Origin of the sequence: Prevotella sp. OH937_COT-195, assembly GCF_003932845.1 — a bacterium.
Taxonomy (GTDB): Bacteria; Bacteroidota; Bacteroidia; order Bacteroidales; family Bacteroidaceae; genus Prevotella.
Genome location: NZ_RQZH01000019.1, coordinates 1 through 24816, shown reverse-complemented (window position 1 = coordinate 24816; position 24816 = coordinate 1). Strand labels below are relative to the sequence as shown.

The 24816-nt window shown below is 44.1% G+C and carries 22 protein-coding genes; 3 read left to right on the top strand and 19 right to left on the bottom strand.

The features are described 5' to 3' along the window. Positions 1-4: 4 nt before the first annotated feature. Both EII32_RS08025 and EII32_RS08020 read right to left on the bottom strand, forming a co-directional pair. Positions 5-1237: a DNA cytosine methyltransferase gene (locus EII32_RS08025; protein ID WP_125234917.1), complete on the bottom strand. Its 1233-nt coding sequence runs from the start codon at positions 1235-1237 to the stop codon at positions 5-7. A gap of 2 nt (positions 1238-1239) precedes the next feature. Then, positions 1240-1998 (bottom strand): Eco47II family restriction endonuclease, encoded by a 759-nt coding sequence (locus EII32_RS08020; protein ID WP_125234916.1) that lies wholly within the window; start codon positions 1996-1998, stop codon positions 1240-1242. A 260-nt stretch (positions 1999-2258) separates the two neighbouring features. Here EII32_RS08020 and EII32_RS08015 point away from each other — a divergent pair, with 260 nt between their 5' ends. Together EII32_RS08015 and EII32_RS08010 are read left to right on the top strand one after the other, a co-directional pair. Then, positions 2259-3242: an aminodeoxychorismate synthase component I gene (locus tag EII32_RS08015; protein WP_125234915.1), complete on the top strand. Its 984-nt coding sequence runs from the start codon at positions 2259-2261 to the stop codon at positions 3240-3242. After that, positions 3226-3828 (top strand): aminotransferase class IV, encoded by a 603-nt coding sequence (locus tag EII32_RS08010; RefSeq protein ID WP_125234914.1) that lies wholly within the window; start codon positions 3226-3228, stop codon positions 3826-3828. The genes EII32_RS08015 and EII32_RS08010 overlap by 17 nt, the downstream gene beginning before the upstream one ends. Before the next feature lie 97 nt (positions 3829-3925). On the opposite strand, the gene EII32_RS08005 is transcribed toward EII32_RS08010, so the two are convergent. The 6 genes from EII32_RS08005 to EII32_RS07980 form a co-directional block, all read right to left on the bottom strand. Beyond that, a complete protein-coding gene (locus tag EII32_RS08005; protein WP_125234913.1) occupies positions 3926-4528 on the bottom strand; it encodes a porin family protein in 603 nt (200 codons plus the stop codon). A 66-nt stretch (positions 4529-4594) separates the two neighbouring features. After that, positions 4595-5635 (bottom strand): gliding motility protein GldN, encoded by a 1041-nt coding sequence (gene gldN / locus EII32_RS08000; RefSeq protein ID WP_125234912.1) that lies wholly within the window; start codon positions 5633-5635, stop codon positions 4595-4597. Positions 5636-5657: 22 nt separating this feature from the next. After that, entirely contained in the window at positions 5658-7214 is a 1557-nt protein-coding gene (gene gldM, locus EII32_RS07995) for a gliding motility protein GldM (protein ID WP_125234911.1), read from the bottom strand. A 38-nt stretch (positions 7215-7252) separates the two neighbouring features. Next, positions 7253-8068: a gliding motility protein GldL gene (gene gldL, locus EII32_RS07990; RefSeq protein WP_125234910.1), complete on the bottom strand. Its 816-nt coding sequence runs from the start codon at positions 8066-8068 to the stop codon at positions 7253-7255. Positions 8069-8086: 18 nt separating this feature from the next. Further along, positions 8087-9544, bottom strand: a complete 1458-nt coding sequence (locus tag EII32_RS07985; RefSeq protein WP_199741414.1) for an SUMF1/EgtB/PvdO family nonheme iron enzyme — start codon at positions 9542-9544, stop codon at positions 8087-8089. Between the two features lie 53 nt (positions 9545-9597). Beyond that, positions 9598-10554: a type IX secretion system membrane protein PorP/SprF gene (locus EII32_RS07980; protein ID WP_125234939.1), complete on the bottom strand. Its 957-nt coding sequence runs from the start codon at positions 10552-10554 to the stop codon at positions 9598-9600. Between the two features lie 350 nt (positions 10555-10904). On the opposite strand from EII32_RS07980, the gene EII32_RS12395 reads away from it, so the two are divergent. After that, positions 10905-11102, top strand: a complete 198-nt coding sequence (locus EII32_RS12395; RefSeq protein ID WP_199741413.1) for a hypothetical protein — start codon at positions 10905-10907, stop codon at positions 11100-11102. 158 nt (positions 11103-11260) lie between these two features. On the opposite strand, the gene EII32_RS07970 is transcribed toward EII32_RS12395, so the two are convergent. The 11 genes from EII32_RS07970 to EII32_RS07920 all read right to left on the bottom strand — a co-directional run bounded on the left by EII32_RS07970 (position 11261) and on the right by EII32_RS07920 (position 24652). After that, entirely contained in the window at positions 11261-13558 is a 2298-nt protein-coding gene (locus EII32_RS07970; RefSeq protein ID WP_125234908.1) for a T9SS-dependent choice-of-anchor J family protein, read from the bottom strand. A 41-nt stretch (positions 13559-13599) separates the two neighbouring features. After that, positions 13600-14250, bottom strand: a complete 651-nt coding sequence (locus tag EII32_RS07965; RefSeq protein ID WP_125234907.1) for a choice-of-anchor J domain-containing protein — start codon at positions 14248-14250, stop codon at positions 13600-13602. Continuing rightward, a complete protein-coding gene (locus tag EII32_RS07960) occupies positions 14234-15109 on the bottom strand; it encodes a hypothetical protein (RefSeq protein ID WP_125234906.1) in 876 nt (291 codons plus the stop codon). Before EII32_RS07960 ends, EII32_RS07965 begins: the two co-directional genes overlap by 17 nt. Further along, a complete protein-coding gene (locus tag EII32_RS07955) occupies positions 15090-15497 on the bottom strand; it encodes a hypothetical protein (RefSeq protein ID WP_125234905.1) in 408 nt (135 codons plus the stop codon). Before EII32_RS07955 ends, EII32_RS07960 begins: the two co-directional genes overlap by 20 nt. 491 nt (positions 15498-15988) lie before the next feature. After that, on the bottom strand, positions 15989-16300 hold the full coding sequence (locus EII32_RS07950) for a hypothetical protein (RefSeq protein WP_125234904.1): 312 nt from the start codon (positions 16298-16300) through the stop codon (positions 15989-15991). A 158-nt stretch (positions 16301-16458) separates the two neighbouring features. Then, positions 16459-18792, bottom strand: a complete 2334-nt coding sequence (locus tag EII32_RS07945; RefSeq protein ID WP_125234903.1) for a T9SS type A sorting domain-containing protein — start codon at positions 18790-18792, stop codon at positions 16459-16461. Positions 18793-18843: 51 nt separating this feature from the next. Then, positions 18844-20976, bottom strand: a complete 2133-nt coding sequence (locus tag EII32_RS07940) for a hypothetical protein (protein WP_125234902.1) — start codon at positions 20974-20976, stop codon at positions 18844-18846. Between the two features lie 15 nt (positions 20977-20991). Next, positions 20992-22617, bottom strand: a complete 1626-nt coding sequence (locus EII32_RS07935; protein ID WP_125234901.1) for a T9SS type A sorting domain-containing protein — start codon at positions 22615-22617, stop codon at positions 20992-20994. Between the two features lie 456 nt (positions 22618-23073). Beyond that, positions 23074-23295 carry a DUF2795 domain-containing protein gene (locus tag EII32_RS07930; RefSeq protein WP_125234900.1) on the bottom strand — a complete coding sequence of 74 codons (222 nt, stop codon included), beginning with the start codon at positions 23293-23295 and terminating at the stop codon, positions 23074-23076. A gap of 196 nt (positions 23296-23491) precedes the next feature. Next, the gene (locus EII32_RS07925; RefSeq protein ID WP_125234899.1) at positions 23492-24046 is read right to left on the bottom strand and encodes a cob(I)yrinic acid a,c-diamide adenosyltransferase; all 555 of its coding nucleotides are present in this window, start codon (positions 24044-24046) and stop codon (positions 23492-23494) included. A gap of 12 nt (positions 24047-24058) precedes the next feature. Further along, positions 24059-24652, bottom strand: coding sequence for a hypothetical protein (locus EII32_RS07920; protein ID WP_125234898.1), 594 nt, complete (start codon positions 24650-24652; stop codon positions 24059-24061). Positions 24653-24816: the final 164 nt, after the last annotated feature.

Here is a 24816-nt window from a genome sequence, read left to right as displayed (position 1 = left end):
AAAACTACAACATCTCTATGTCATTAAGCAGTCTGACTAAAGAACGACCTACAGCCCATGCCAAATTAACGGGTACGGCATTGCCTATCTGCTTATATTGCGAAGAAACGTTACCGGCAAAAGTCCAATCGTCGGGGAAAGTTTGTATCCTCGCATATTCTCGGATGGTAAGCGGGCGCGTTTCCAACGGGTGACAACGTTCCGTTTGTTTCTGTGCCGGCGAACATGTCAGTGTCAGGCTCGGTTCGTCGAGCGACAACCGTCTTGCCATGCCTGTCTTCCCACCTTCGAGATAATAACTTCCGCCCATGTATTCTTTCTGAATTTCCAACGGAAGATCTTTCCAATAGCCTCCCATGGGAACAAGTTCCATTATCATACGTTTCTTATCCGGATATACTTGTCCGGCCGATTGCGGAACATCGGAATCGTATAGTTCTCCGGCATAAAGAGCATCGCGCAAATTCATTATGCGATTATAAGGCGACGGCCAACGGAAAACCACCTTGTCTGCCACATCATTCCTTATGGCAACCATTATTAGTCTTTCCCGTTTTTGTGGAACTTTATACTTTATTGCTTGCAGTACACGAGGCTCTACAAGCGTATAACCCAACTGCGATATGGTGTTCCTTATTACGTTAAATGTTCTGCCCCCATCGTGCGAGACCAGCCCTTTTACATTCTCACACATAAAAACTTTCGGCATTATATCCCTCACGGCTCGTGCCAATTCGAAGAAAAGCGTTCCACGAGTATCTTCAAATCCACCCTTGTTACCAGCATAACTGAAAGCCTGACAAGGGAATCCTCCGGTCAGAAGATCTGTTTCTCCCTTGTAAACAGAGAATTCAAGGTTGTGTATGTCTCCTTGTGCAATATGCCAATTGGGGCGGTTTATCTTCAATGTCTCACAAGCAGTGGCATCTATTTCATTTAGCATGAGATGACAGAACCCGGCTTTACTCATTCCCAAAGCCAAACCACCAGCACCCGCAAAAAGTTCAATTGATGTATAAGGTCGCAAAGGCACGGTTTGCATCTCTGCCTCCCATTCCGAGGCTATCATCTCCTTGATTTCCGGAACAGTTTTCAAATCTTCAAGGAACAAAAACGAAGTACCATTGCGACCTATATTGAATTTGTATTTACCGCTTTGCTTCCATTTGTCAAGAGTGCGTTTCGACACTCTCATTATGTCGGCAAAATTCGTATCAGAGATGACAGAATTATTCATATTCAAAACCTTTCAAATCCTTCATAAGTATTGAAAGCAAGCATATAAAGACCTTTGTAGAAGTCAGGGGCATCAAGTTCGTCATATACGGAAATACTCAACCTCGCAGAATTATCTTCCATAACGACATCATCAAGTATGTCAGGTAAATTCTTGCAAAGTTTGAAAAACGCATACTTGTCACCAAAAACTATCTCATAAAACTTATCCATCGATATTCTGTGAATGCCCGGCCAATTGTATCGTTCTCTGTGTCCATTCTGTATAACCGTTGTCTCCCAAACAACATCTTGCGAACGGCGAGCTATCGTCTCAACGAGATAACAAGTGGCTCTGTTACCTGAACGCATTATTCTATCAAGCATTTTCAAGTATGTTGCCGTTGCACTTGCAGAGTTCATGGTATTGTGTTTATTCTTCAATTCCGCATATATGCATTTCTCTTCATTCATGACATCAAACCCTCCTTCTTCTCCGTTATCAGGAACCTCCCATCCTCCTCCGGCATACTTAAAAAGATATTGGTGGAAATATCCAATTTTATTGTTGTTGCTTTTGTCAATCTGACGTATACACTCTGCCTCTATTGCCTGCGCTATGGAATATCCATATATTTTGGAATCGAACGTCAATTTGATTGGATCAATTATATTCTTATTGAATTCCTTCAAGTTTATACTCTTTCGATATTGCAGTACAGTATTCTTGACATGCTCATAAATGTCTTTGTCCGACATGAAACCAAGATTATAATTCCTCATATTCAAATTTTACTCCCATATAATGATGTCGCTGCAAAGATAGCATTTTTATTGTACTTTTCAGAATTATACCTGTCATATTTTGTGACACGAAGACAAAAATGTTTAACGGTGGTTTCAAATTAAACTGCTTAAACGGGCGGCGAAAGAAAAAAAATGGTTAATTTTGCGGTTCGTTAATGAAATGGAAATGCTTGCGGCAAACGCAGCATAAACGGCAATCTCATCTGTTGCCACACATATTCAACGACAATAAAAAAATGAGAATATACGACAGGAAAGATGCGGAAATGAAGATAAACGAACTCGGACAGACCGACAAGGCGTTTTTCTTTATTTTCAGTTACGACCTAAACCGGGCTTACATAGAAGAGACAGACTGCATCGACAGCAACGAATTGATGGCTGCATTCCCATCTTTCTCGAATGTTCCGCAAGGTTTGACGTACAGGAAAGACATTCCGCAGTTTGAGTTCTGCAAGCCCGACCGCGACCAATACGAACGAAGCATAAACCTTGTGAAGCAAAATCAATGCAAAGGGAACAGTTATCTTGCCAATCTCACATGCCGAGTTCCAATCAAGACAAATCTTACCATGCGCGACATCTTCCTCCGTTCGCAGGCAAAATACCGCTGTTGGTTGAAAGACAAGTTCGTGTGTTTCTCGCCGGAAACATTCGTGAAAATCGAAGAAGGCATCATCTCTTCGTATCCCATGAAAGGAACAATCGATGCATCACTGCCAAACGCAGAGCAACTGCTTATCGATAACGTCAAGGAAACTGCCGAGCATGCCACCATCGTTGACCTGATACGCAACGATCTCAGTCAGGTGGCGGAGAGGGTAACCGTGAAACGATACAGATATGTGGAGCATCTGACCACCAACCGGGGCGAGATACTCCAAACAAGTTCGGAAATTGCAGGCAGACTGACCGATTATTACCGCCGACATCTCGGCGAAATGCTGCTGCGACTGCTTCCAGCAGGCTCAATAACAGGCGCACCGAAGCCGAAAACAATTCAGATTATAAGCGAGGCAGAGGGCTACGAACGCGGTTTTTACACGGGAGTAATGGGATATTCCCAAAGCGGAAACATGGACACTGCGGTAATGATACGCTTCATTGACCAAGAGAACGGCAAACTGTTTTACAAGGCGGGCGGAGGCATCACAGCCCAAAGCAACAACGATGACGAATATAACGAAGTGATTGAAAAGATTTATGTGCCGATTTATTGAGACCATCAAAGTTGTAAACGGAGAGATAAAAAACCTCGAACGACATTTGCAACGCATCACACATACTGCCGAACATTTCCGGAATATTTGTCCGAGAACAGACTGTGAGCAACTTATTAAAAAAGCTTCGACGACAACCGGCATATCGAAACTGCGCTTTACATACGACTGTGACGGCATACACGACATAACATGCACGCCATACAATATGCGAAGGATTGACAAACTCAGACTCGTTGAGTGCGACACGGTGGAATATTCATTTAAATATGAAGACCGAAGCGCACTCGAAATACTCAAAGAGGGCGTGGAAGATGCAGAAGAGATACTTATAGTGAAAGAGGGACTTGTGACCGACACCACATACACCAACGTGGCATTGCACGACGGGAAACGGTGGATAACACCACGCAAACCGCTATTGGCAGGCACTAAACGCGCACAATTAATTGAGGAGGGGATAATAACAGAGTGTGACATCAAACCCTCGGACATCAAGAATTTCGGTCATATAGCCCTTTTCAACTCAATGATTGAAATGGGCGAACTCGTTCTCCCCGTGTCAGCAATAACGTTATCGGAGTAACAATAACGACAAAGTGAGTAATGAAACATAAAACGGGCGGTCGCTCCAATGGAGCAGTCGCCCGTCGCGCGATTATTACCTGTAAGGCAAAGCTTTCTTAGAAATAATACGATACATGAACCTGCCAAGCATTGGCACGCCCGTTGTTGAGTACGTTTTTCAGTCCATCAATCACTTCCAGTTCGCCTGTCTTGCCACAAACAATGTTGTAGTTGGCACCAATCTGAACGTGATTCATTACCGTCACACCTGCACCGATGTTGATACTAAACGTTGACTCTTTGAGTTTCCATGTAGTACTTTCAAGCAGTTTGTGTTCTTTGTCGCCTATGTTGAAACCGAACTGCGGACCGGCAGCGAAATATGCGCTTGCCATGCTGCTGAGACCAATACCGTAACGGAAATTTACCGGAATGGTAATAGCCTTCTGCTTGATTTTTTGGTTGACATCCTTTACTTTGACCTCACGCTGATCGTAGAGTGCACTTGCATCAATACCGGCACCAACGATGGGCAATGTGAATTTGACAGTAGGACCGATGAAGAATCCTGAACGGTTCTCAGTCTTGATAGCATCGTTGTTGAGCGACATGTTGGTAAGGTTAAGACCGCCCCTCAAACCAAACTTTACCTGCGCCTGCGAAGGCATTGCAACCATCATTGCCACGGCAACGAGGATGAGAGTTAGAGTTTTTTTCATTTGGTAATTGTGTTTAAAAAATTAATATTAAGGCAGAACGGTTCTGCCCCGATTGTTTAGATTATGTTAACGACGCTGCCGGCGTACCGACACACGCGGCTGCGAACCCGAATTTGACGACGATGACGAATTGCGGCGGTTCTTTACTTTTGGTTTTTCCTCCCGTACCACATTGTCGCGACGCGAACGTTTCTGCTTCTTCACTTTCTTGTTACCGTCGTTTGCAATGCTGTCGAGCGAGTCCTTACGTTGCCGGTTACCCCATATATTCTTCTCGAACTCTTGTAGTTCGTTTTCTATTCTTTTCTGCTCTTTTGCCATGGCAGAATCGTTGGAACAATACTGCGCGAGCGTCTTCCCGAGCATGTTGGTGGTCTTGTATATCTTGCCACGATACATGTTTTTCGTGAAATAGTCATCAACACTCATTGTTGCGGCATTGTTGAGATTGCTCGTCATAATCGTCTGTTTGCTCAGGAAAGGCGCAATATCTTCATATTTAACCCAGAAGAGCGGGTATTTTGCCGCCCCGTCTCCGAAATCGTCCTCGCGGCTCATTATCGGGCATAGTGCAAGCACCTTGGTATGGAACGTTGCCGAAGCCTGATCGTAGTACGCACTCTCTTTTATGTAGTAACCTTTTACCTCGCGCGAAGGAATGTCGCTGTTGTCAATGCGAGTGCGCCCGTTCTTATCTTTCTCGTAAAAGATATGGTAGTTGTCGAGGAAAGTTTTCTGCACGACTCTCGCTTCGTCGGTAAACACCTCGTTACCGTCAAGACGATATTCATACACTTTCACACGCCCCGTCATCATCAGTTTGAATATGTATGTGAACAAGTTCATCTGCGACCCTATCGGCTCCACGGGATAATACAGTCCGGCATTCGCGTCTTCGTTCAGGTCGAGTTCGCGATATATGTCGCGTCTCCACACCACATCCTCCGACATGCCCTGTGCCGTGGGGAAAGAAATCTGTGCCCTCATCGATAGTTGCTGCGCACTGCCGGTGTTCTGCTTTTGCTGCTCTGCGCGTCGCTTCTGCGGCTGTGCACTTGCCGAGAACACTGCAACCGCGGCGAGCAATATCATCAATATCCTTTTCATAAGTGTCTGTTTGTTTCTTGTTTTACTTGATAATCACCTCCATCGAGGCGTTCAACTGACGCGATATTCCGTCGGGACCCACTGCCGTTACACGCGATATGTAGAAACGTCGGTTGCGCGACAGTTTGCGGAAAGCGTCTTTCTGCCGTTCGCTGAAGTGTGTACCGTTGCTTACCATAGGCACGGCATTGCCCATATTGTCGAAGAACACTGCCTCGAAGCCGGTAACACGGAACTCTATGTCGAGCAAACCATCGTCGATTGCCGCCCTTATGCCCGAGGCATTCATGAGCGAACCCTTTGCCAGTCCGCCTCCCCGGAAACGGTTATCGCCAACAACTATGTACGGTGTCGGGTCGGGCAACTTGCGCACATGAAACTTGAACGGTGCCAGCGAGCGTGTCTTGCCGTGGTCGTTGACCGAAATATTGAACGTGACATCCTTGCCAACGGCCGACGGTACGGCAATAAAATGCCCGTTTCCGGTGGGCGTGATGCTTCCGCCGCTCATGCTAACGCTAACCTGATTGGCAGGTATGCCGGGCACACTGACGCTGACGGGGTTTTTGAATCCTGCATACAGCACGTTCATAAGGTCGGCAGCCACGGTGGCACCGTCGGGTGTCGGTATGACACTGTATTTCTGTGTAAAGTCGCGGCGCAACTGTTCGCCGGCAGCATTACGGGTTATGAGATAGCCACTGAACTGATGCTCGCCCACTCCTCCGGCAGAGAATGTATATCTACCGTTGGTGGTGTTGATTCGTGTTCCGTTGATGTATATTTCCGGTTGCATGGTGGTATCCACGGCAGCCATCACAATCTGCGACACGAACTGCTCTCCGGGATAGAGTGTGGTCTTCTCCGGTATGACGAAAGCGTCAAGTTTGTTTACCCTGATGTCTTTCAAATCGACGTTTGCAACAAGCGTGTGCAGCACCTCGCCCTCGGCATAACGTATGTCGCTCTGCAATTTTGACAGCAGTGTGACGGCAGCCGCCACGGGCATGTTTTCAAACATGTATTCCTGCCAGTTTTTGCCCATTGTATCGGCATTCTTTGGCAGTTGCGTGGAGAGGTTGCTGTTTATAATCTCTTTCTGCTCCTTGTCGGTTACCATTGACAATATGCGTGTGCGATAAGAGTTTATGGCATCATAAAGAGCCTTTCCCCTACCTGTTCCGGGAGCCAGCATTACATGACTTGCCGCCTCAAGGTTGTCTTTGTTTTCTATGTTCCTTACGTCTCCGTCAATGCCGTCGGCCTCGCGCACAATAGCCTCTTTCAGTTGCTGTGCCATGTTGTACAGCGAGTCGCTCATCTGCTTCACCTTTGTGGCTCTCTCGAACCACCGGCGCACCTTCTCGGGGTTTTTCGCCATCAGAGCCTCGAAGTCTCCGTATATCGCAGCATTCTGTTTACCGGAGTTTGCGGTGGTTCTGTTGATGCTTTCCTCAACGATTGAGAACCCCTCCAGCACTTCCGTCGATACGTTGAGCGCGAGCATTGCCAAAAGCACGATATACATCAGGTTAATCATCTTCTGGCGAGGAGATACTGGTCTTTTCTTTATTGCCATCTATTAAAATACCGGTTTTCGGTTTACGGAATTGTTGTTTATTGTTGTGGTGCGGCACCTGCGGCGCGCATATTTACCGTCATCGCTTCTATCATGCGTGTGTAGATGGTGTTTAGTTGTTCTATCTGGTCGGCCATCTTGCGCGTCTGTGCATTTATTTCGTCAATGGTGCCTATCTGCGAGCTGGCACTCTTCAACTGCATCTCGTATATTTTGCATATTCCGGTAAGCGTTCTGTTGAGGTTCTCCATCTCTTCCGAGTCTGTTGTAAGACGTTGGCTCTGTTCCGAAACCTTCTGCAGCACCTCCGTGAGTTTCTTAAGTTCCTCGACGTATGCTCCCGCGGCTTCTGCCATTTCGGGAACAACGGGTTGAGGAATGTTAACCGGCTGTCCCGCAACTGCCGCCACAGACTGACCGTCGGGCTGTTCGTACAAACCGCCTTCGGGAACACCTGCCACCACGCCGCCGCCCGCCGTGCCTCCGCCACCTATTATTATGGTGGCCGGCTGACCTTGCCGCTGCACATCGCACGCATTATCAGTTGCCACATCGGCATGCTCTTCGTCCTCCTCCTCGTTCTCCGGGTAGATATGAGTCGGCAGATCCATGCCTATCGCCGTTTTGTCAAACGGACGGTCGAATGCCGATATGAAGAACACGATTACCTCGGTTCCCATACCGATATATAGCATTATGCTCGCACCCGGCAGGTGGTTCAATTTGAACAATGCACCCAAAATAACGAGCGAGGCGCCCCAACTGTAAGCATAGTTGAGAAAAGTCTGACCCGGAACGCTGTCCATCCACTTCTGCAGACGGTAAACGAAATTCAGTTTACTGTATCTTGTCATCTTATGGTCTCTTATGGTTTATTTTTTCTTGCTTCTCTTCTGTTTCCCGCTATGAGTGTTTGCCAGCGAGCGCACGCAGCGGAAACCGATGTACGAGCGTGGCTGGTTTTGGTATTCCCATGTGCGCCATGCCGAGCGAATGTAACTCTCCGGGTCTTTCCACGAACCTCCGCGCACACTCTTTTTCTTTAATTTGTAGGGGTCTTCTTTGGCAGCCTTGTACTCCAATTGCGGATTAAGGTCGTTCATTGCATCTACACCGGCTTCGGTATATATTGTACTGGTCCATTCTGCCACGTTCCCTGCCATGTCGTACAAACCGTTTGAGTTGGCGGTGTATATGCCTGCACGGCTCGTTATCAGGTTGCCGTCTTTGGTATAGTTGCCGCGGTCGGGCTTAAAGTTGGCATTGAAGCAACCGCGACCGTTTGCCGGGTCGGCACTCTCCCACGGGAACTCCGTGCCGTTCTTTCCTCGTGCGGCATACTCCCACTCTGCCTCTGTCGGCAGGCGGTAGCGTTGTATGTACCGCGCCTCGCCTCCCAAACCTTTCAACAGATAATCGGTGCGCCATGCGCAGAACGCGTTTGCCTGTTCCCATGTCACGCCCACCACCGGGTAATCGTTGTATGCCGGACTGCTGAAATACGTACGGAGATAAACCTCGTTCTCACTGTTCCGGAAATCGTTTATCCAACATGTGGTGTCAGGATATACGTTCACTATGTATGTGTTCAAGAAGTCCCATTCGCTCGAAAGGGGACGGTCTATTGTCTCGCGCACAATCTTTCCCTCGTCGTCTATGTATGCCGTGTCTTTCGATATCATTACCACCTCATCGGGATTCACGGCCGCATCAGTGTTCAGGTTGCGCTCTTCGGGGCGCAGACGGTTGCGGCGCAATGCTGCCGCAGTATAGTCATACACCTCGTAACGGTAGTTCAACTGCGATGCATCGAGAAGTTTCTCACCGGTAACGGGGTTGGTTACATACAAGCTCTCGAATGCCCGCTGCTCATCTTCGTTGGGTTTCTTCGGCAGGGGTTTCTTCCAGTTGAGGTGCGGAGTCACGGGGTCGCCGTTCTTGTCCTCGGTTATCATGTATGTCTCATCGCCTCCGTAGGCAGGGTCTGCGAGACGTGTGCGCAGAATGGAGTCGCGCACCCAGTACACGAATTGCTTGTACTTGGAATTTGTAACCTCGGTCTCGTCCATCCAGAAACCATCAACCGAAATATCCTTCACAGGCGTCGACTTGCCCCAAAGGCTGTCCTGCTTGTCTATTCCCATGCGCAGGAAGCCGCGCGGCACCTGTGTCATGCCGTAGGGCGTAGGCTCGACAAATCCGCGACCGCGACCGATGCCGGTCACTTCGCCGCCCCTTCCCGTCATAGAAACGCCCTTGCCACCCATGCACGAGGCAAGTACGGCGAGCGACATCACGGCAAAAGCGATGAATATCCTGTTCCTTTTCATCTTATATATTATATCTGTTTTGTTCTTTCGTATCATTTATTCGCCCTGCCGACCTAAAGATGGCGGACGCTCTTATGAAGATTCCGACCTTTTTTCTGGAAGTTTATATCCATTTGATAACCCACGAACAACTCGTGACTGCCGTTGGCCGGACTTATCTTTGAGGTGTAAAACCCGTAACTGTAACCGACGTTGAAACCGTGAAAACTGCCTCCGACGTAAGCCGTGACCGAGTTCGTGGGACTGTACCCCACTCCGCCATACAGCCGTTTCTTGTCGTTCTGATAAACCAGCCGCGCAGTAATGTCGGCACGGCAGCCCACACCATCGTACCGCACAATGGCCGATGTCGGTATAGATAAAAACGGATTTCTCAACCGAATATTGTATCCGCCGGTCAAATAATATGTGCGGTCTATTTGAAGTTCGTTCCTCTCGCCGAGTTCTATCAGGGGAGCCGTGGCATGTTCGACAGACACTCCGGCATACCACCGACCGTGAGCGTAGTAGATTCCCGCACCAAGGTCGAACGCGTTTCCGTTCACGTCCGATGCTGTAAAGGCAGGGTCGGAAGAATCTTCTATATCGACTTTGGAACCGTCGAAACCTTCGAGGAGCAAACCGCCATGTACTCCCACGGCAAGAACACCGCCGAAAAGCGGACGCTTCAGTGCATACTGCACCGAGATGCGCTGGTGGGTAAACAAGCCGATCTTGTCGTTGAGCAACTGAACTCCGGCTCCGTGGAAAGTATTCATAAACCGGAACGGAGCATCGGCACTGACAAACATTGTCTTGGGATTGTTTTCGAAACCGGCGAACTGAAGCGCATACGCACCCACGACATTAAGTTTATCCTGCTTGCCGACGGCAGCGGGATTGAAATACGACTCCATGTCGAAATAGTGACTGAATGCCACATCGTACTGTGCCATGACCGATCGGGCAGCCACGACAAGCAAAAACAAAATTACTTTTAATCGTTTCAACACTGAATTATAACGCGACATTACAGCATTTATTGTCATTACGAACAACTTTCGCACACGATATTTAATTTTGCAAAGCCTCTGCAATTCTTTCACAAGTAAACATTCAGCATTTCATACCACATCTTTCACTTTTCAATTCAGCCTGTTTTACAATCCAAATTCGCCTAAATTGCCCGGCAATTTGGGCGAATTTACTTTTGCAACCATTCTTTTACGGCAACAAACAAGATAGCATGCGTTGGATAAGAACAAATCAAAACGAATCCGTATTTTGAATTTTAACCCAAATCGGTCATTAGACCGCATTTGCTTAGATTTGCCATTGCCGTTATGCTTCCCAACTGCTTTAGCCCGCTTGCTGAGCAGATGTGCAGCCGTTTCATCTTGACGTAGCCCGCTACGCCTTCGATGAAACGGCTGCACATCTGCTCAACAATCGAACAAAATCGGTTGAGGGTTCTAATGACAGATTTGGGTTTAAGAAACGTAACAAGATGTTCTATCGTTGTAAGTTTAAAAAATGTGTAATAAAAGAATTATATACAAGTATGGTGCTGCCACCATGAAAAGCGACAGCACCATTTTAAATCCAAGTGTCCTCGTTACTGCATACCGTACAGGTCATTGTTTTTTCGGTGTCGTTACACATCGAGAAATCTTGACGACCGGTTGCGATAAAGTGTTGTTACGGCAACGAGGGAGTGCCAAAAATACATTTCCGACATTAATCCACCACGACTTTATAAGTCTCGGAGCCTACCTTTACGATATAAATACCGCGTGGAACGTTAATGGAAAGTTTCTTCTTATTCTTCTCGCACACGACAAGCGTTCCGTTTACAGTATAAACCTCAACGGTTTTTCCCGATGTGTTATCAATGCGAATGGAACCGTTTTCTGCAAATAGCACGGGCATATCTGTTTCCGTATCGCTTATACCGCTTACAGAACCGGCCACATATTCGTTAGAATAGTCGGACTCGCCCTTGTCATAAGCCACTGTCACCCGGTAACGATATGTTTCGTCGTATGAAATATCGTTATCGGCATAAGAAGTCTCTGCAACGGGGGTATCATTGAGTTTCTTACCATTTCTATAAACATTATATCCCATCATTTCCAGTTCTACCGGTTTTGCCGAAACGGGAATGAACTTGATATCGTCCAAGAACAGTGCGCTGTTGACCATATAAGCACGTATTGCAAAAAACTTGGCATCCTTTGGCAATGTGTATGAATATTCCGTCCATTCCATAGGAACATTCTCTTCTGTCGCCAATTCTACGAAACTGTCAGAGTTCTTATCGGTCGTAGAATAGAGAACTTGGAAATGTTCGAGACCATAGTTGTCGAAATTCAAACTCTTTGCATTCAATGTTATTGTCTGTCCGAGTGAGTACAGTTCGGGAGAAATAAGCCAGTCATCATTGCCATTGACACCGCTCGAATAAGGAGAAATCAAAATTTTGTTGCCCGACATACTCGTCCATCCGTCTTTTTTCGTACCGATGATTTGACTCAGGTCTATTACTTGGAAGTTCATCTTTCCTCCTCCGTTCGGATATATAATCCATTGATTGTCTGCCGTACGGAACTCCATTGAGGCCGCATTGTTGTCTTTATCAAGCATTGTCCAATCGCCCAAATCTGTAATGGTGAATGCCTCATATTTCTCAAAATCTTCCACCGTGTATTCCGGCTTCATATTTGTCAGGTCGGGGGCAGTCCATGTCAAGTTCACACGGTTGTCCTCTTTATTTCCCTTCAAATCAGTAATGGCGGGATAAGACAACGGCACTACCTTCACGTTTACGACATTCGTCGTATTGTTATTGAGATTTTCATCGGCATCGTATTGAACAACCGCATGAAGTTTCATATCATACAAGTCGGTGGTCTGCGGAATAATCTTGACGGAAACGTCCTTTGTTTCACCAGCAGAAAGAGACGGTCCGGAAATAGTTTTTTTAATCTCGTCACCGTTATATATGTTTATGGTGTAATTCTTTGCGGTTTGTTTGCCGAGATTTCGCACCTTCACGATGAAATCTCCGGTCTCTCCCACCTCAAGTTTAAGAGGTGCTTCAAGACCCACGGCAGCAATATTATGCTCAAGGTTGTCATAGACATTTACGTTGTCGATATAAAGTGCGTCTCCTTTACTAAAGTTCGAAGTGGTGAAAATGAACTGAAGCGTTTTCTCATTCACATATTCCGACAAATCGACAGTGTATTTATTCCATTTTCCGACATCTTGTCCGAAATCGATGTCGAGTACTTTTTCGAATTGTTGTTCGGGATTCAACAACTCAAGAGTCATGGTTCCTTCATTCGATGAATGGAACACCCAGAACTCCAATACCGGTTTTACGGTGTTATTCATACGGAATTTGGGAGACATAAGTGTCAGCGGACCGGTGGATACCATTGGTGAAATGAGCGAAAGCATGCCGTGATCACCATCTTGTGCTCTGTTGTCATTATCCTGCACAGGATCCCACTTTGAGCCTGAAAGCATGGGGAATGTTGTCCAGTCCGTGTAAGTGAGCATGCCGTTTGAGAACGATTCCACAACCGGCAATTCGTATGGTTTGCCCTCCATGACACACGGCGAGAAAGCATCTGCTCCGATTTCTGCTTCCGAATGAGCATTGATTGCGTAACCGTAAATTAATTGCTTATCTCCAAGTCCCTCTATGGTATCATTAACCGACAACTCTGTCAAAGGACCATTTCCGACAAGGAATGAGGCATTACGCCGTACTAAATATTTCAGTTTGCTTGGATCTATATAACCGCCATTAATACCTTTCGTCTGTGCTTCCCACGTTATTTTTATTATACCGTCTGCCACTTCTTTGGCATTAACGTTCATTACGGCTGCGGGGAAATCCACTCCGATATATGCCTTTTTATTAATGTCGTCGCCACGTCCTTTGCCGTTGTAAGCAATAAACATGTAATCGTTGAACCCGTTAACCGGTTCGTTATCAGTGAAATTAAGTTCTTTTCCGGGCGTCACTTCATTGAACTCACGAACAAGATTCCCATTTCTGTATAATTCTACTTTGGAAATATCTTGCAGATTCTCACCGGCATTTGTTTTATTGGCGCATTGAAAGTGATTTTTGCACTCAACACACCCTTCTTTGCGGGTACGATGGTAATGTTTGAAACCGCTGCCGGCGCATCTACGACAGTCAATTTTTCCACGACAATGTCATCAAGGCTGAGAGGAGATGCAGGATTGCTTGTGGCATGGAAGCCAAGATAATAATCATCATTGTCTGCAATGCGGAATTTAGCCGTAAAACTTTGCTTTTCAAATCCCGTTGCAATGTTGATAGGTTCCATTATCACCTGTGTCAAACTCTCCACATTCGGCAACTTTCCTGTTGAAATTCCGATGCGATGAGTGTCGTTGGAATTACATGCCGACTTAAACGACACCTTATAATAAGAATCTTTCGACAAACGAACCGGTGGTGTTATCAACCAATCGTCGCATGTATTCGTTGCATCTAATTGCTCCAGTCCGTTTTCTGCAGAATAAGACCACGAATGATCGTCACCATTGTCATCTATGACAGTAAAAAGTTCCGCTTTGTCGGCATTGTCAAAACTCTCGTTATAAGGGATTTCTTTTCCTTCTCCCATTGTCACCTTGTTTGACAGCACTTCTTCGCCATTAATGCCATTAAAGACTGCAATCACTCCATACCAATATTTGGATTGTTCCGTTTTTTGTTATCTCCTCTGTAAAAGATATTTGCTTTTTGCCTTCTTGTACTGTCACACCTTCGGGGTAACGTACTATTTTGTAAGTTACCTCGTCATTGTTGATATATCCTCCATGCGCTCCTTTCGTTGGCACTTTCCACGAAAGAGCGATGCCTGTTTTGGAAGTTTTCTTCAAGGTCAACCCGACAACTTTCTCCAGAGAGTCGATTCCTATCCACACCGATTTAATGCAGCCCTCGCCCTCTCCGGCTTCATTGCTTGCCACGACAACGAACTTACACATTCCGGTTTCCACATGCACAGATTTGTTTACGACTTCACCGGCAGCGGCTTTTCCGCTTTGTATTTCATCATTTAAATACAATTTATAATCTATTTGTCCCGTAAGAGGTGTTCCGTTTTTCTTTTTGGACGGCATTTTGAAACTTACCGTTCCGTCATTGCTGCCGTTCTGGAAATTCACCTCTAAGTTTTCGACTGCAAACGGGGCATCTGCCGGAACATTACGGAGTATGTATAATCCCGTAATCTCCTCGCCATTAGGGAATGCGTAAAACTGTGATGCCTCACCGGTGGTAAGATCTACTTCGTACAAACCTGAAGTAAAATTGGGAAAGGTGGCTGCCCAATAACATTTTCCGGTATAGGGATCAATGGTTGCCGACTGTGCAAACATGGGTATTAACCCTGTTTCTCCGACAAATTCCACCTCCGCATTAGTTTTGTTTATGGTGTAGAACCCTCCATTATTCGATATACCATAAAGTTGTCCGTCATTGGTACAAAACAATTCCGACAGGATTATGTCCAACTTATTTATTCTCTGTTCCATCAGAGGGATTCAGTTTTCCCAACACAGCCCCCTTATCAATGAAACATCCGTAAATTTCCTTTGTTGTTGGGTCGAAAGTCATGTCGAGCGTGAGATTGGCCATTGGCTTTGACTCCAACAATTCCCATGTATCGGTATCATAAATATGAAGAGTACGAGTATCGGCATGGACAGAATAATACTTTCCTTGTGCGTAAACTCCACCACCTTGTGCTTTCAATTCGGTAGCCATCTTGACAGGTGTTAATTTTGCTTCTTTCGTGGTGAATGAATAGATTCCGCTATCTCCGTCCTGAGCATTGATAACACTTCCATAAATTACCGCATCTTCAACTTGTGCATTCGCTAAAAAGCATGCGTTCAAACACAAGAGAAGCACAAGGGACATCTTTTGGCTAAAAAAGCAGAAGTGTTTCCACAAGTGGAGATCCTCCTGAACCTGCCGATCATCATTGATCGAAAAGTCCATGACATTTGAGTTTTTTCTGTCTCATACTTTAGTTCTTTTAAAATTAACAAATATTTATCCTCCATATTTATTGAAAAATATGTGTTTTATCAATAGTATTAAATACCTAAACGCATGATGTATGAATGTTAAACCCGAAAAGGTAAGATTTTGATTATGCTGCAATCTCTCGGAGGCTCAAATCACACTTCAATTCGGCACACCCGATATGCATTATTTTAATTCCAAAAAACAGGTAAAAATTATATCGGACGCAAATATAAAAACTTTTATTTGAAAAATCAAAATAAATTGCATAAAAGATTAATAAACCCCACAAAAATAAGCCCAATACTATGTTAAAGTATAAAAAATATAATGAACAATTATACAAAAACCATTCTAAGATTTTGTATAACGGGGCAGACCATTTACGTAATTTCAAACATTACCACACATATTTTATCTTCGTGTATCCTCCCTATACATTCACTTTGCTGCCTGCTCTTTCTCCATACACGTTCATATTGTCCGGCAGGCACAACATAACCGCAATCTGTATTACCGATTTTAACGCCAACCATGATTGTCCGTGTTTTAACTTTAAATCCAAATCGGTCATTATAACTCTCAACCGATTTTGTTCTATTGTTGAGCAGATGTGCAGCCGTTTCATAGAAAGCGTAGCGGGCTGCGTCGAGATGTAATGGCTGAGAAGATGTCAGCAAGCGGGCTAAAGCCACTTGGGAAGCGTAACGGCAATAGCAAATATAAGCAAATGCGGTATAATGACAGATTGGGGTTAAAACAAGAATATCTGTGTATTAAACGTAAAAAGGTGATGTGTCAGAACATACACATCACCTTTTACACAAACGAAATTTAACGGTGCAACCGGCTGTTATTTCTTCACAAGTTTTCTCGTTCCCTCGTTAGACTTTACTACATAAACGCCGGTGCCATTGAAAGGAATGAATGTGCTGCGTCCCACAGAAAGGGCACTAGCAACCTTTCTGCCGTCCACGTCAAACACCGTGATTTGTTCGCCGTCCTTCACACCACTCACGATGAAACCATCGTTCGCCGTACACACGTCGAACACTACATTTCCTTTGTTGTCGATTGCATATACACCCGTTGGCAAAGAACCATCTTCTATATCAACCCACATGGTCAACCACAGTCCGTTGCCTTTTTGAGTATTGTCGAGTTTATCTATGGTACACCATTCTCCCACAGTCGCACCGCTATTTTCGGGTACACTGTCCGGTTTAACCATCAGCGTGGTTGCACCGGATACATATTCCAGCGCAGCAAGTCCTAAATATGAACTTCCCACGTTTATATCATCAATATCCAAGTCGAAATTATCCGGATAACTGAATACTAAATAAAAATTGCCCTTTACTTTGACCGGTTCGGCGAAAACAATGCCCTTCATGATGCCCCAATTACCGGGAACACCTGTCGTACCAAATGTTTTTGCCATTGTACTGGTATATCTTCCGAATACATTGCTCTCATCGATTTTTCCATCTTTCTCACCACAAACAATCACTTCGAACTTGCCGTTATATTGATCATCATAACTATTTTCATTGGGCTTGTATCTAAGATTTGTTAGAATTAGGTTCAAAGTTTTTATATTAACTTCATTTTCTTCGGAGACTTCAAAACGCTCGGCAATATTGCGATAATAATGAGTAGGACCTGTTATGAAATCCCATTCGGAAGTTGACAATGTTGGCACCTTACCCCTCGCGAGTGTAGCGTCACCCGATCCTTGCTTGGTAAGTCCCTTTTCCAATGTTGGTATTTCAACAATCTCAATATTCAATTCTCTGCTCATTTTCTTCTCGCCATACTCATTCTGGGCATTTAAAGAAATGGTATAACTACCAGAGTCGGTAAACTTCAGTTCGGCATCTTTTGCCACAGGGTTACTGACAAATTCGTTTGTGGCAGGTTCAATAGTCCACTCGTAACTTGTTGCGTTCTCCGTGAGATTATAGATTTTCAATGACTGGTTTTCAGAAAGAACTACTGTACTTTCAGTTATGTCATAGAGAGCATCAACATAAAAAGACGGCTTTGGCAATGCCTCTATCTCGGCTGTAGTAACTTTGAAATCCTCAAGTGCCACGAGTCCTGTTGACAACTCCGGACTGGTAATTAGGAAAGAGAAGCAATAGGCTCCATCTTTCTTGGGCGTGAATCGCACCGTGTTCAATTCCCACCCGAAATTACTATGATCTGCAAGGGTGTAAATTGATTTTTGCAAATCAAGCGTTTGACCTGTCCCCGCCAAAAAATCGAGAGTACTCTTTCCTTCTCCATTTCCACTTAGATGAGTATAGAAGGTTATGATACATTCCACATCTTTCTTAAGTGAAAAATAAGGCGTAAATAAGACATCGTTCCGCATAGTAACACTTGGAGGAGAAACAATATAATAGGTTCCCGTAACGGCCGGAAGATCATTGGAATTTGCCGTAATGAAAGGATTTGTTCCCATTGCAATCCATTTTGCCGGTACATAAGTTGTTCCGTCATAGTCGTTGTTCTCGTTGTCAAACGACTGACTGTATGGAGGAGTTATTGCCTCTGCAAGATTTGCAGGGTCTGGGTCTGGATCGGGATCTGGGATTGGCGACGGCTCCTCGCCCGTAATCTCGACGTCATCAATTGCCACTATACCACATGATGTGAGCGACGAAGCAAGCGAGATGGAGAAACAATATTCCGCATCATCATCAGGCGTAAACGTTCCCTCCAGCAATGTCCAATCGGGAAATGTACGTTTTGGAGTTTCCAAAACCTCGATTGTCTGTGCATCCATTTCCTGCGCCTTGCCCGCCTTTACTGTAAAAGAGTTCATACGCACGGCCGGCGGATTTCCTCCGGGTGCATATACATAAAACGATATTTTGCATGGCTTTCCTGCCATAATCTTTTTCAATGGTGTATAGATTACCTCGTTGCGAGTGGGCATCATTGAACTTGGTGTTGCAAAAATGTAGTCACCGGATCTTGCAACAATACCGAAATATGTACCAGTGTTGCGACTGAATGCGTAGGTTCCCTCCGATTTCCAACCATCGGGCAGGTTTTCACTTGTCGTGAAATGCGATTGATCGTCAAAATTCTCAACGATCGTAAAAATGCCGGCATTAGCACTTACACTAAACATAACAACACATGTCAAAGCAAAAAGTTTTGATAATTTTCCTTTCATAATTCTCAAGTCTTTTTAGAAATTAGTAGTTAACATTTCTTAGTTATTAAATTATTTTGATATAATGACTTTATAAGTCTTTGACAATGAACGCAATATGTACACTCCCGCTGACAACCGGTCAACGACAGCAGGCAACACTGCATGGTGGAGCATTACACCATTCACTCCGTACACATCTACCAATCCTTCAGTATTATCGTTGGCAAAAGTGTCAATGCCCGAAGTGATTTCTTCGATTCGTATTTCATTTATATACAAAGAACCAGAGCGAGCAGGCGAAGTTACACGGAATCCAACATGGAAGATGCTGTCGCTGTTTGTGGTGAAATTTGCCCTGTGTATGATTTGCGACACATCATTCTCTATGTGAGGTACGGCAGGAATGGACAAGATCATCTGATCAAGTGTCTCCGGTGTACGACCTTTACCCACCCAAACCTCCATAGACTCTGACGCCATAAATCCCGACCAAGCCTTGAATGTTAGAGTGTATTTACGGTTCTTTCGGAAATTTGCAGGTGGAGTGATGAGCCAATCGTCAGCCTTTTTCGTATCGCTGTAAATGTAAATGGGAGATTGTGCCGCCAAATCATAACTCCAACTGTTACCATCTTTATTTGCATCTACTATGGTGTAATAGTTTAGAAGTTCGGCAGGTGATTCGAAGATACTTTCAAAAGGAATTTCAAGCGGTTTACCAACAATAAGATTGTTGGAGAATGCACTTACTCCCTCTTGTCCCGAAGCATCTACCGCCTTAACAATATACACATAGCGAGTCATGTCTTCCGGGTGTTGCTCGACAAACTCACACGTCTTCAATCCGGTGGCAACAGTAACCTCGAATGGATAACGGATCACGGTATATGTGAAACCGGCAGGGTTTATGGGGGCACCATGCACACCTCCGTCGGGAGCATCCCATGTGAGTTTTGTCGTCAACCCTTCGGCAGTTAGAGTTATGTTTCGGCATGCCTTTGGCTTATCATATCCCGAAAAGAACGACCGTTTTACCGTAGGTCCTTCTTCTCCTGCTGAATTTGCAACGGTAACAGTTACCTGATGTTCACCTTGTGCAAACTCCGCAGCATTGGTTTTTACCACAGTCCCGGGCATCGCATTGCCTTCGAATTTCGTTGTACCGTTTTCCTTCACAACATAACTTAGTTGACCATCAATAGCATTGCCAACATAGTCTAGCGTGGGAAGACGAAACTCAAGATGTCCTCTGATGTGGTTGTCAGACTCTGACACATAGTTAAAATTTTCGATAATGCGCGGTGCGGAGAATTCCGGTTCCATAAAGAATGCACCATTGACCATAATGGGGTCAACGACATAAGCCGTGAGACTTGCCGCCCCGGTATTGGTGTCTACATCTATGATCGCAGTGTACTCGTTATGAACAAGGTTTTGGGTAGAACTCTGCAAAATCCAATAGAGTTTATCATTTGAATTATTGAAGAATATGTCCTGTGAATATCCAAAATTAATAAAGATGTCATTATGTAACAGATTGTCAACCGTCATTTCTCCGATGTTGGCCACTTTGCCGTCACTTTTGCGTATTTTTGCGAGATAGTGTGTAGAATCTTCTTTTTTAAAATAAATACAGTATAGTTGTCCATACTTATTACATGCCAGACAAGTGTATTTGTTCGTGAAAGGCAACTCGCATACACGCTCCACCTGGGCTGTCGCAGGATCTATCCTTACCAAATAATTCTCGGTATAAGTCTCAAGCAATCCATATATCTTGTCGGTTGTACGGTCGTAAGCAAGGTTATAAGTAGTACAACGGAAATTGTCTTCCATCTCCTTGTCTGAAAGCAACTGGTGCGTTGCTGCATCAAATACCTTCCAATGCGGCTTCTGATTTTGCAAGTTTGCATTATAATCATATTCGCAAACATATATTTTCCCATCGTTGAGGACACAGCCACCCGAAGCATTGAAGCGAATCACAGGCTGATCTTTCTTTGGCTGGAAATTTTCATCATAGTTGAAAGCATACAGACCTTTTGGCATAGCAATGTGTTTGTTGTAGTCATACGTTCCATGCTTTACCGCCACCATCAATTCCACACCTTCCATGGAAATGCGTGGGAACCCCGATGTCTGTGAAAAAAGCGATAGGTTGCCCATCAATGTCGCAAGAATAAAAAGTTTTATTTTTTTCATTGTAATGGAGTATTTTTATTTTACTATTTTCAAACTCTCTGCATTACCGTTTGCAAATGTAACCTTAACGATATACACACCATTTACCAAGAAAGAGAGGTTTACATTTCCAACAACAACCGGCAGCGAAACTATCATGTTACCTTTGATGTCATATACATCAACACGGGCTCTCGCCCCTACTCGCAGTTCTGATGAATGGCGGTCGTAAGCCATTGTTGGAACGATGGTAGTCATATCTCCGGAGATGATCGGATTTATGTAAAATATACGCAGGTTGCGCATACTCACGGAATAATTGTCGTCATATACATGGAAACCGAATGAATAAGTTCCATCGGTATCCACAGAGAATTGTTTTGTTTTGAATTCTGCAAACCCGTTTTGGTTCAATGCCACATGCTGACATACGATTTCCTTTACGGCCGAACGAGTTTGGTCGGTACCTATGGTAAAATCGATACTTGACGAATAGTCCATGGAGGTCTTTAACTCATAAGTGGCAACATAACGCGTACCTTTGGTAAGTTCAACCTTTGGCGAAAACAGCCAGTCGTCGTCTTTCTGATTGAGATTATAAATTAGTGAGAAAACATTTCCGTAGTCGTATACCCACGAACTGGTTCCACCATAATCCTCCGTTTTCCACTCCTTGGCAGTGGCGGAATTCACATCAAATGCTTTCAATAGAACCATCTCTCCTTCTACATCATTCAGGTTGAGGACGATACTGACCCCTGCCGAATACGCATCACCAATCTTTGTCTTTACGACAAAGGTTGCCATGCCATCAGTTTTATGCGGCGTAAACGTGCAGGCATCTCCCTCGCCGATAGAGCGATCAAGCAAAGTCTTTACCAACACATCGTCCTCATATATCTCAATATCAAGTTTGTCTTTTATTTCCAACCCTTCGGTGTCTTTCGACGGATTGACCCATTTAAGTTGCACTTCATGGGAAAGAGAGTTAACCGTTCCTTCGAGTGTACTGACATCCATAGGAACAGGCTTGCTTATTTCGCCCACTTTGAATTCAGAAAGTGATATTTTTCCATTTGACTCGGCGTTTGACACTAATATGGCAAACTGTATTGCACCTGTTTCTGAAGCCGTGAAACGCAGAGACTTAATATATTCGCCAAGCCCGTTATCAAGATATACTATGGCGGTGTCTATAATGTCTGTGTCTGAGAAATTACCCGTTTCGTCGCATTTCACTATCTTTATATTATCAGGAACAAATGCTCCACTTTGCCTTAAAGAGTAACTTATTGCATAGTCTTTCCCACTTTCAAGATTCAATGCCGGTGGGAGTAGCAAGTCATTAGTTGTAAGACTTTTCTCTCCGTTGTAAGTTATACCAGGGATTGACTTGTCGCCTACCCAAATATTTCCGTCTCCATTTTTGTCGATTGCCGTCCAACCTGCCATGGGATTATCGCCAGTGAAATCTGAAGAAAATACAGGGGTGGAGTTCAACTTCTTCAATTGTAACATGGTTGCAGACAACATGCATCTTGCACGGTCACAATCTGTGTTAACGAGTGAGACTGCGGATAGCAAAGGAACTGACGAACCTTGTGCCGTGATACTCACACTGGCATACAATGCCAAGATGGCGAAGGAAAATTTGTACTTCATTGGCTTAAATCTATTATATAATCGCAGCAATTAAACAAAAAGGTTATTAGCAGATGTCTAATGTATAAACAGATACAGTTATTTCCAAGTCATATAACTTAGATAATAAATAATCATTTTTAAACCTTAATAATCTGTTGTAACATTTAATGACACTTATCGAATGTAAGAAATCATCTTCCATTGCGCTGCGAAACAATATTAGAGATTCCTTAAACATTGCGCCCAAAATTTACATATAAAAAAAAATACACACAAATAAATTATCATAAAATTATGTTTTTTTATTAATTAAGGTATTAAATTTACTTTATATTATCACTTTTTATGAAATAATTCTATACAAAAAATATAGCATGTGTCGCAGTCAAGCATAATTTCATAAAAAACAGCATGGCAGTTTTATAATAAAACTGCCATGCTGCAATTATCGTTCAACTCAATAATTTCAGTTGCTTAATACTCGTCCTCATTGAAAAGAAAATCTTCCTTCGTGGGATAATCGGGCCAGATGTCATCGATACTTTCGTAAACATCGCCCTCGTCTTCAATTTCCTGAAGATTCTCTAATACTTCAAGGGGTGCACCTGAGCGAATAGCATAGTCAATCAACTCATCTTTGGTTGCCGGCCAAGGCGCATCTTCAAGTTTTGAGGCAAGTTCAAGTGTCCAATACATAAGCCTTAAAGTTTTTACAAGTTAATATTTTCTGTTTTCGATGCACAAAATTAATGGAAATAGCAGATAAAACAAAATAATTTGCCGACTATTTTCTCTATATCCGCGATTATTCCAATATTTATTGTCGAAAATCTGTCAAATACAAATTCTTTGGACAACGTGATGCTGATTAATAACTTCGCCAAAAGGTGTATCACTTCGTCCATGCAATATCGCTAACGCCTTCCACGAAATTGAGTTTGCGTGCAAGAACGAAGAGATAATCGGAAAGACGGTTGATATAATGGGTTATTTCCGGGGCGAGTTTCGTAGTTTCACCAAGAAGAAATATTCTGCGTTCGGCGCGACGACACACCGTGCGGGCGACATGTGCAAGAGCCGCCTCATGACTTCCTCCGGGCAATATGAACGACCTTTGTACAGGAATACCGGCATTTATTTCGTCAATATGATGCTCAAGGAGTGTGGTCTCGTCTGCCGATATGGTATATGTTTTAGCGAGTGGGGTTTTAGTCTTATCGGTGGCAAGATAAGAACACACTGTAAAAAGATTACACTGAGTGCGAATTATTAAGTCTTTATCCTCACCGTCTTTCATCAACGATGCCAACATTCCGAGATGTGCACTGAGTTCGTCAACGGTACCGTAAGCCTCAATACGGGGATTTGTCTTGCTTACCTTCACACCGCCTACCAGACTGGTGGTTCCGTTGTCCCCCGTTTTAGTATAAACTTTTGATATTGCCATAATATAATATGTTTAGAAATTAACAATATAGTTTTCCTTATAACGTCTGTTGTCAAAAAATATTATTCCGCAATAATATAAATCAAATGTTGTTATGCAACGATCCAAAGCGACTATCTCTTTCCAAAAATCTTTGGCAGCCTTGTCCTTATTAATTCCTTCTATGACGAACATCGATTTTCGTCCCGCTTTAGGGAGTACTTCAAAAAATATTGTTCGATAACAACCTTGAGTGGAAACTCGCAGAAACGGAATGGTTTCATGGCGTGACAAAGCAGAACATATCTCGACAGAAGTCGAGCATTGTGGTATCTCGAACACTTCAGTCTTGTTACAACCCGACCTGACATAGTCTGCAAACTGACGGCAATTAGTAGAGTAATCAATGACAAAAGGGGATTGCATATAATTTGAAAGACGGAAATACAACATGCCAAGTTTCCTTTCTTTCCGACTCGTATTTTTCCACCTGCATGCAAGTTCATCATACGAATAATAAGGATAGCACTCGTTCACAACATAGCGAATGAACCTATAAACCCAAGGCGATTGCACCCCGAATCCTCTACAATGCCTCCAGCGTCTCAGCCAAACGAATGTCCTCATTATACTATACATATTGACATGACCGTTATTCACTTCGCAAACTTACAACTTTTTTTTCAATCACACAACTCTTTATAAATAGAATTCCCCGAATTTGGTAGGCTGAAAAAGCTCTAAATGTCCATTATACCAACAATTCCACACACATATCACGAAAGCATACA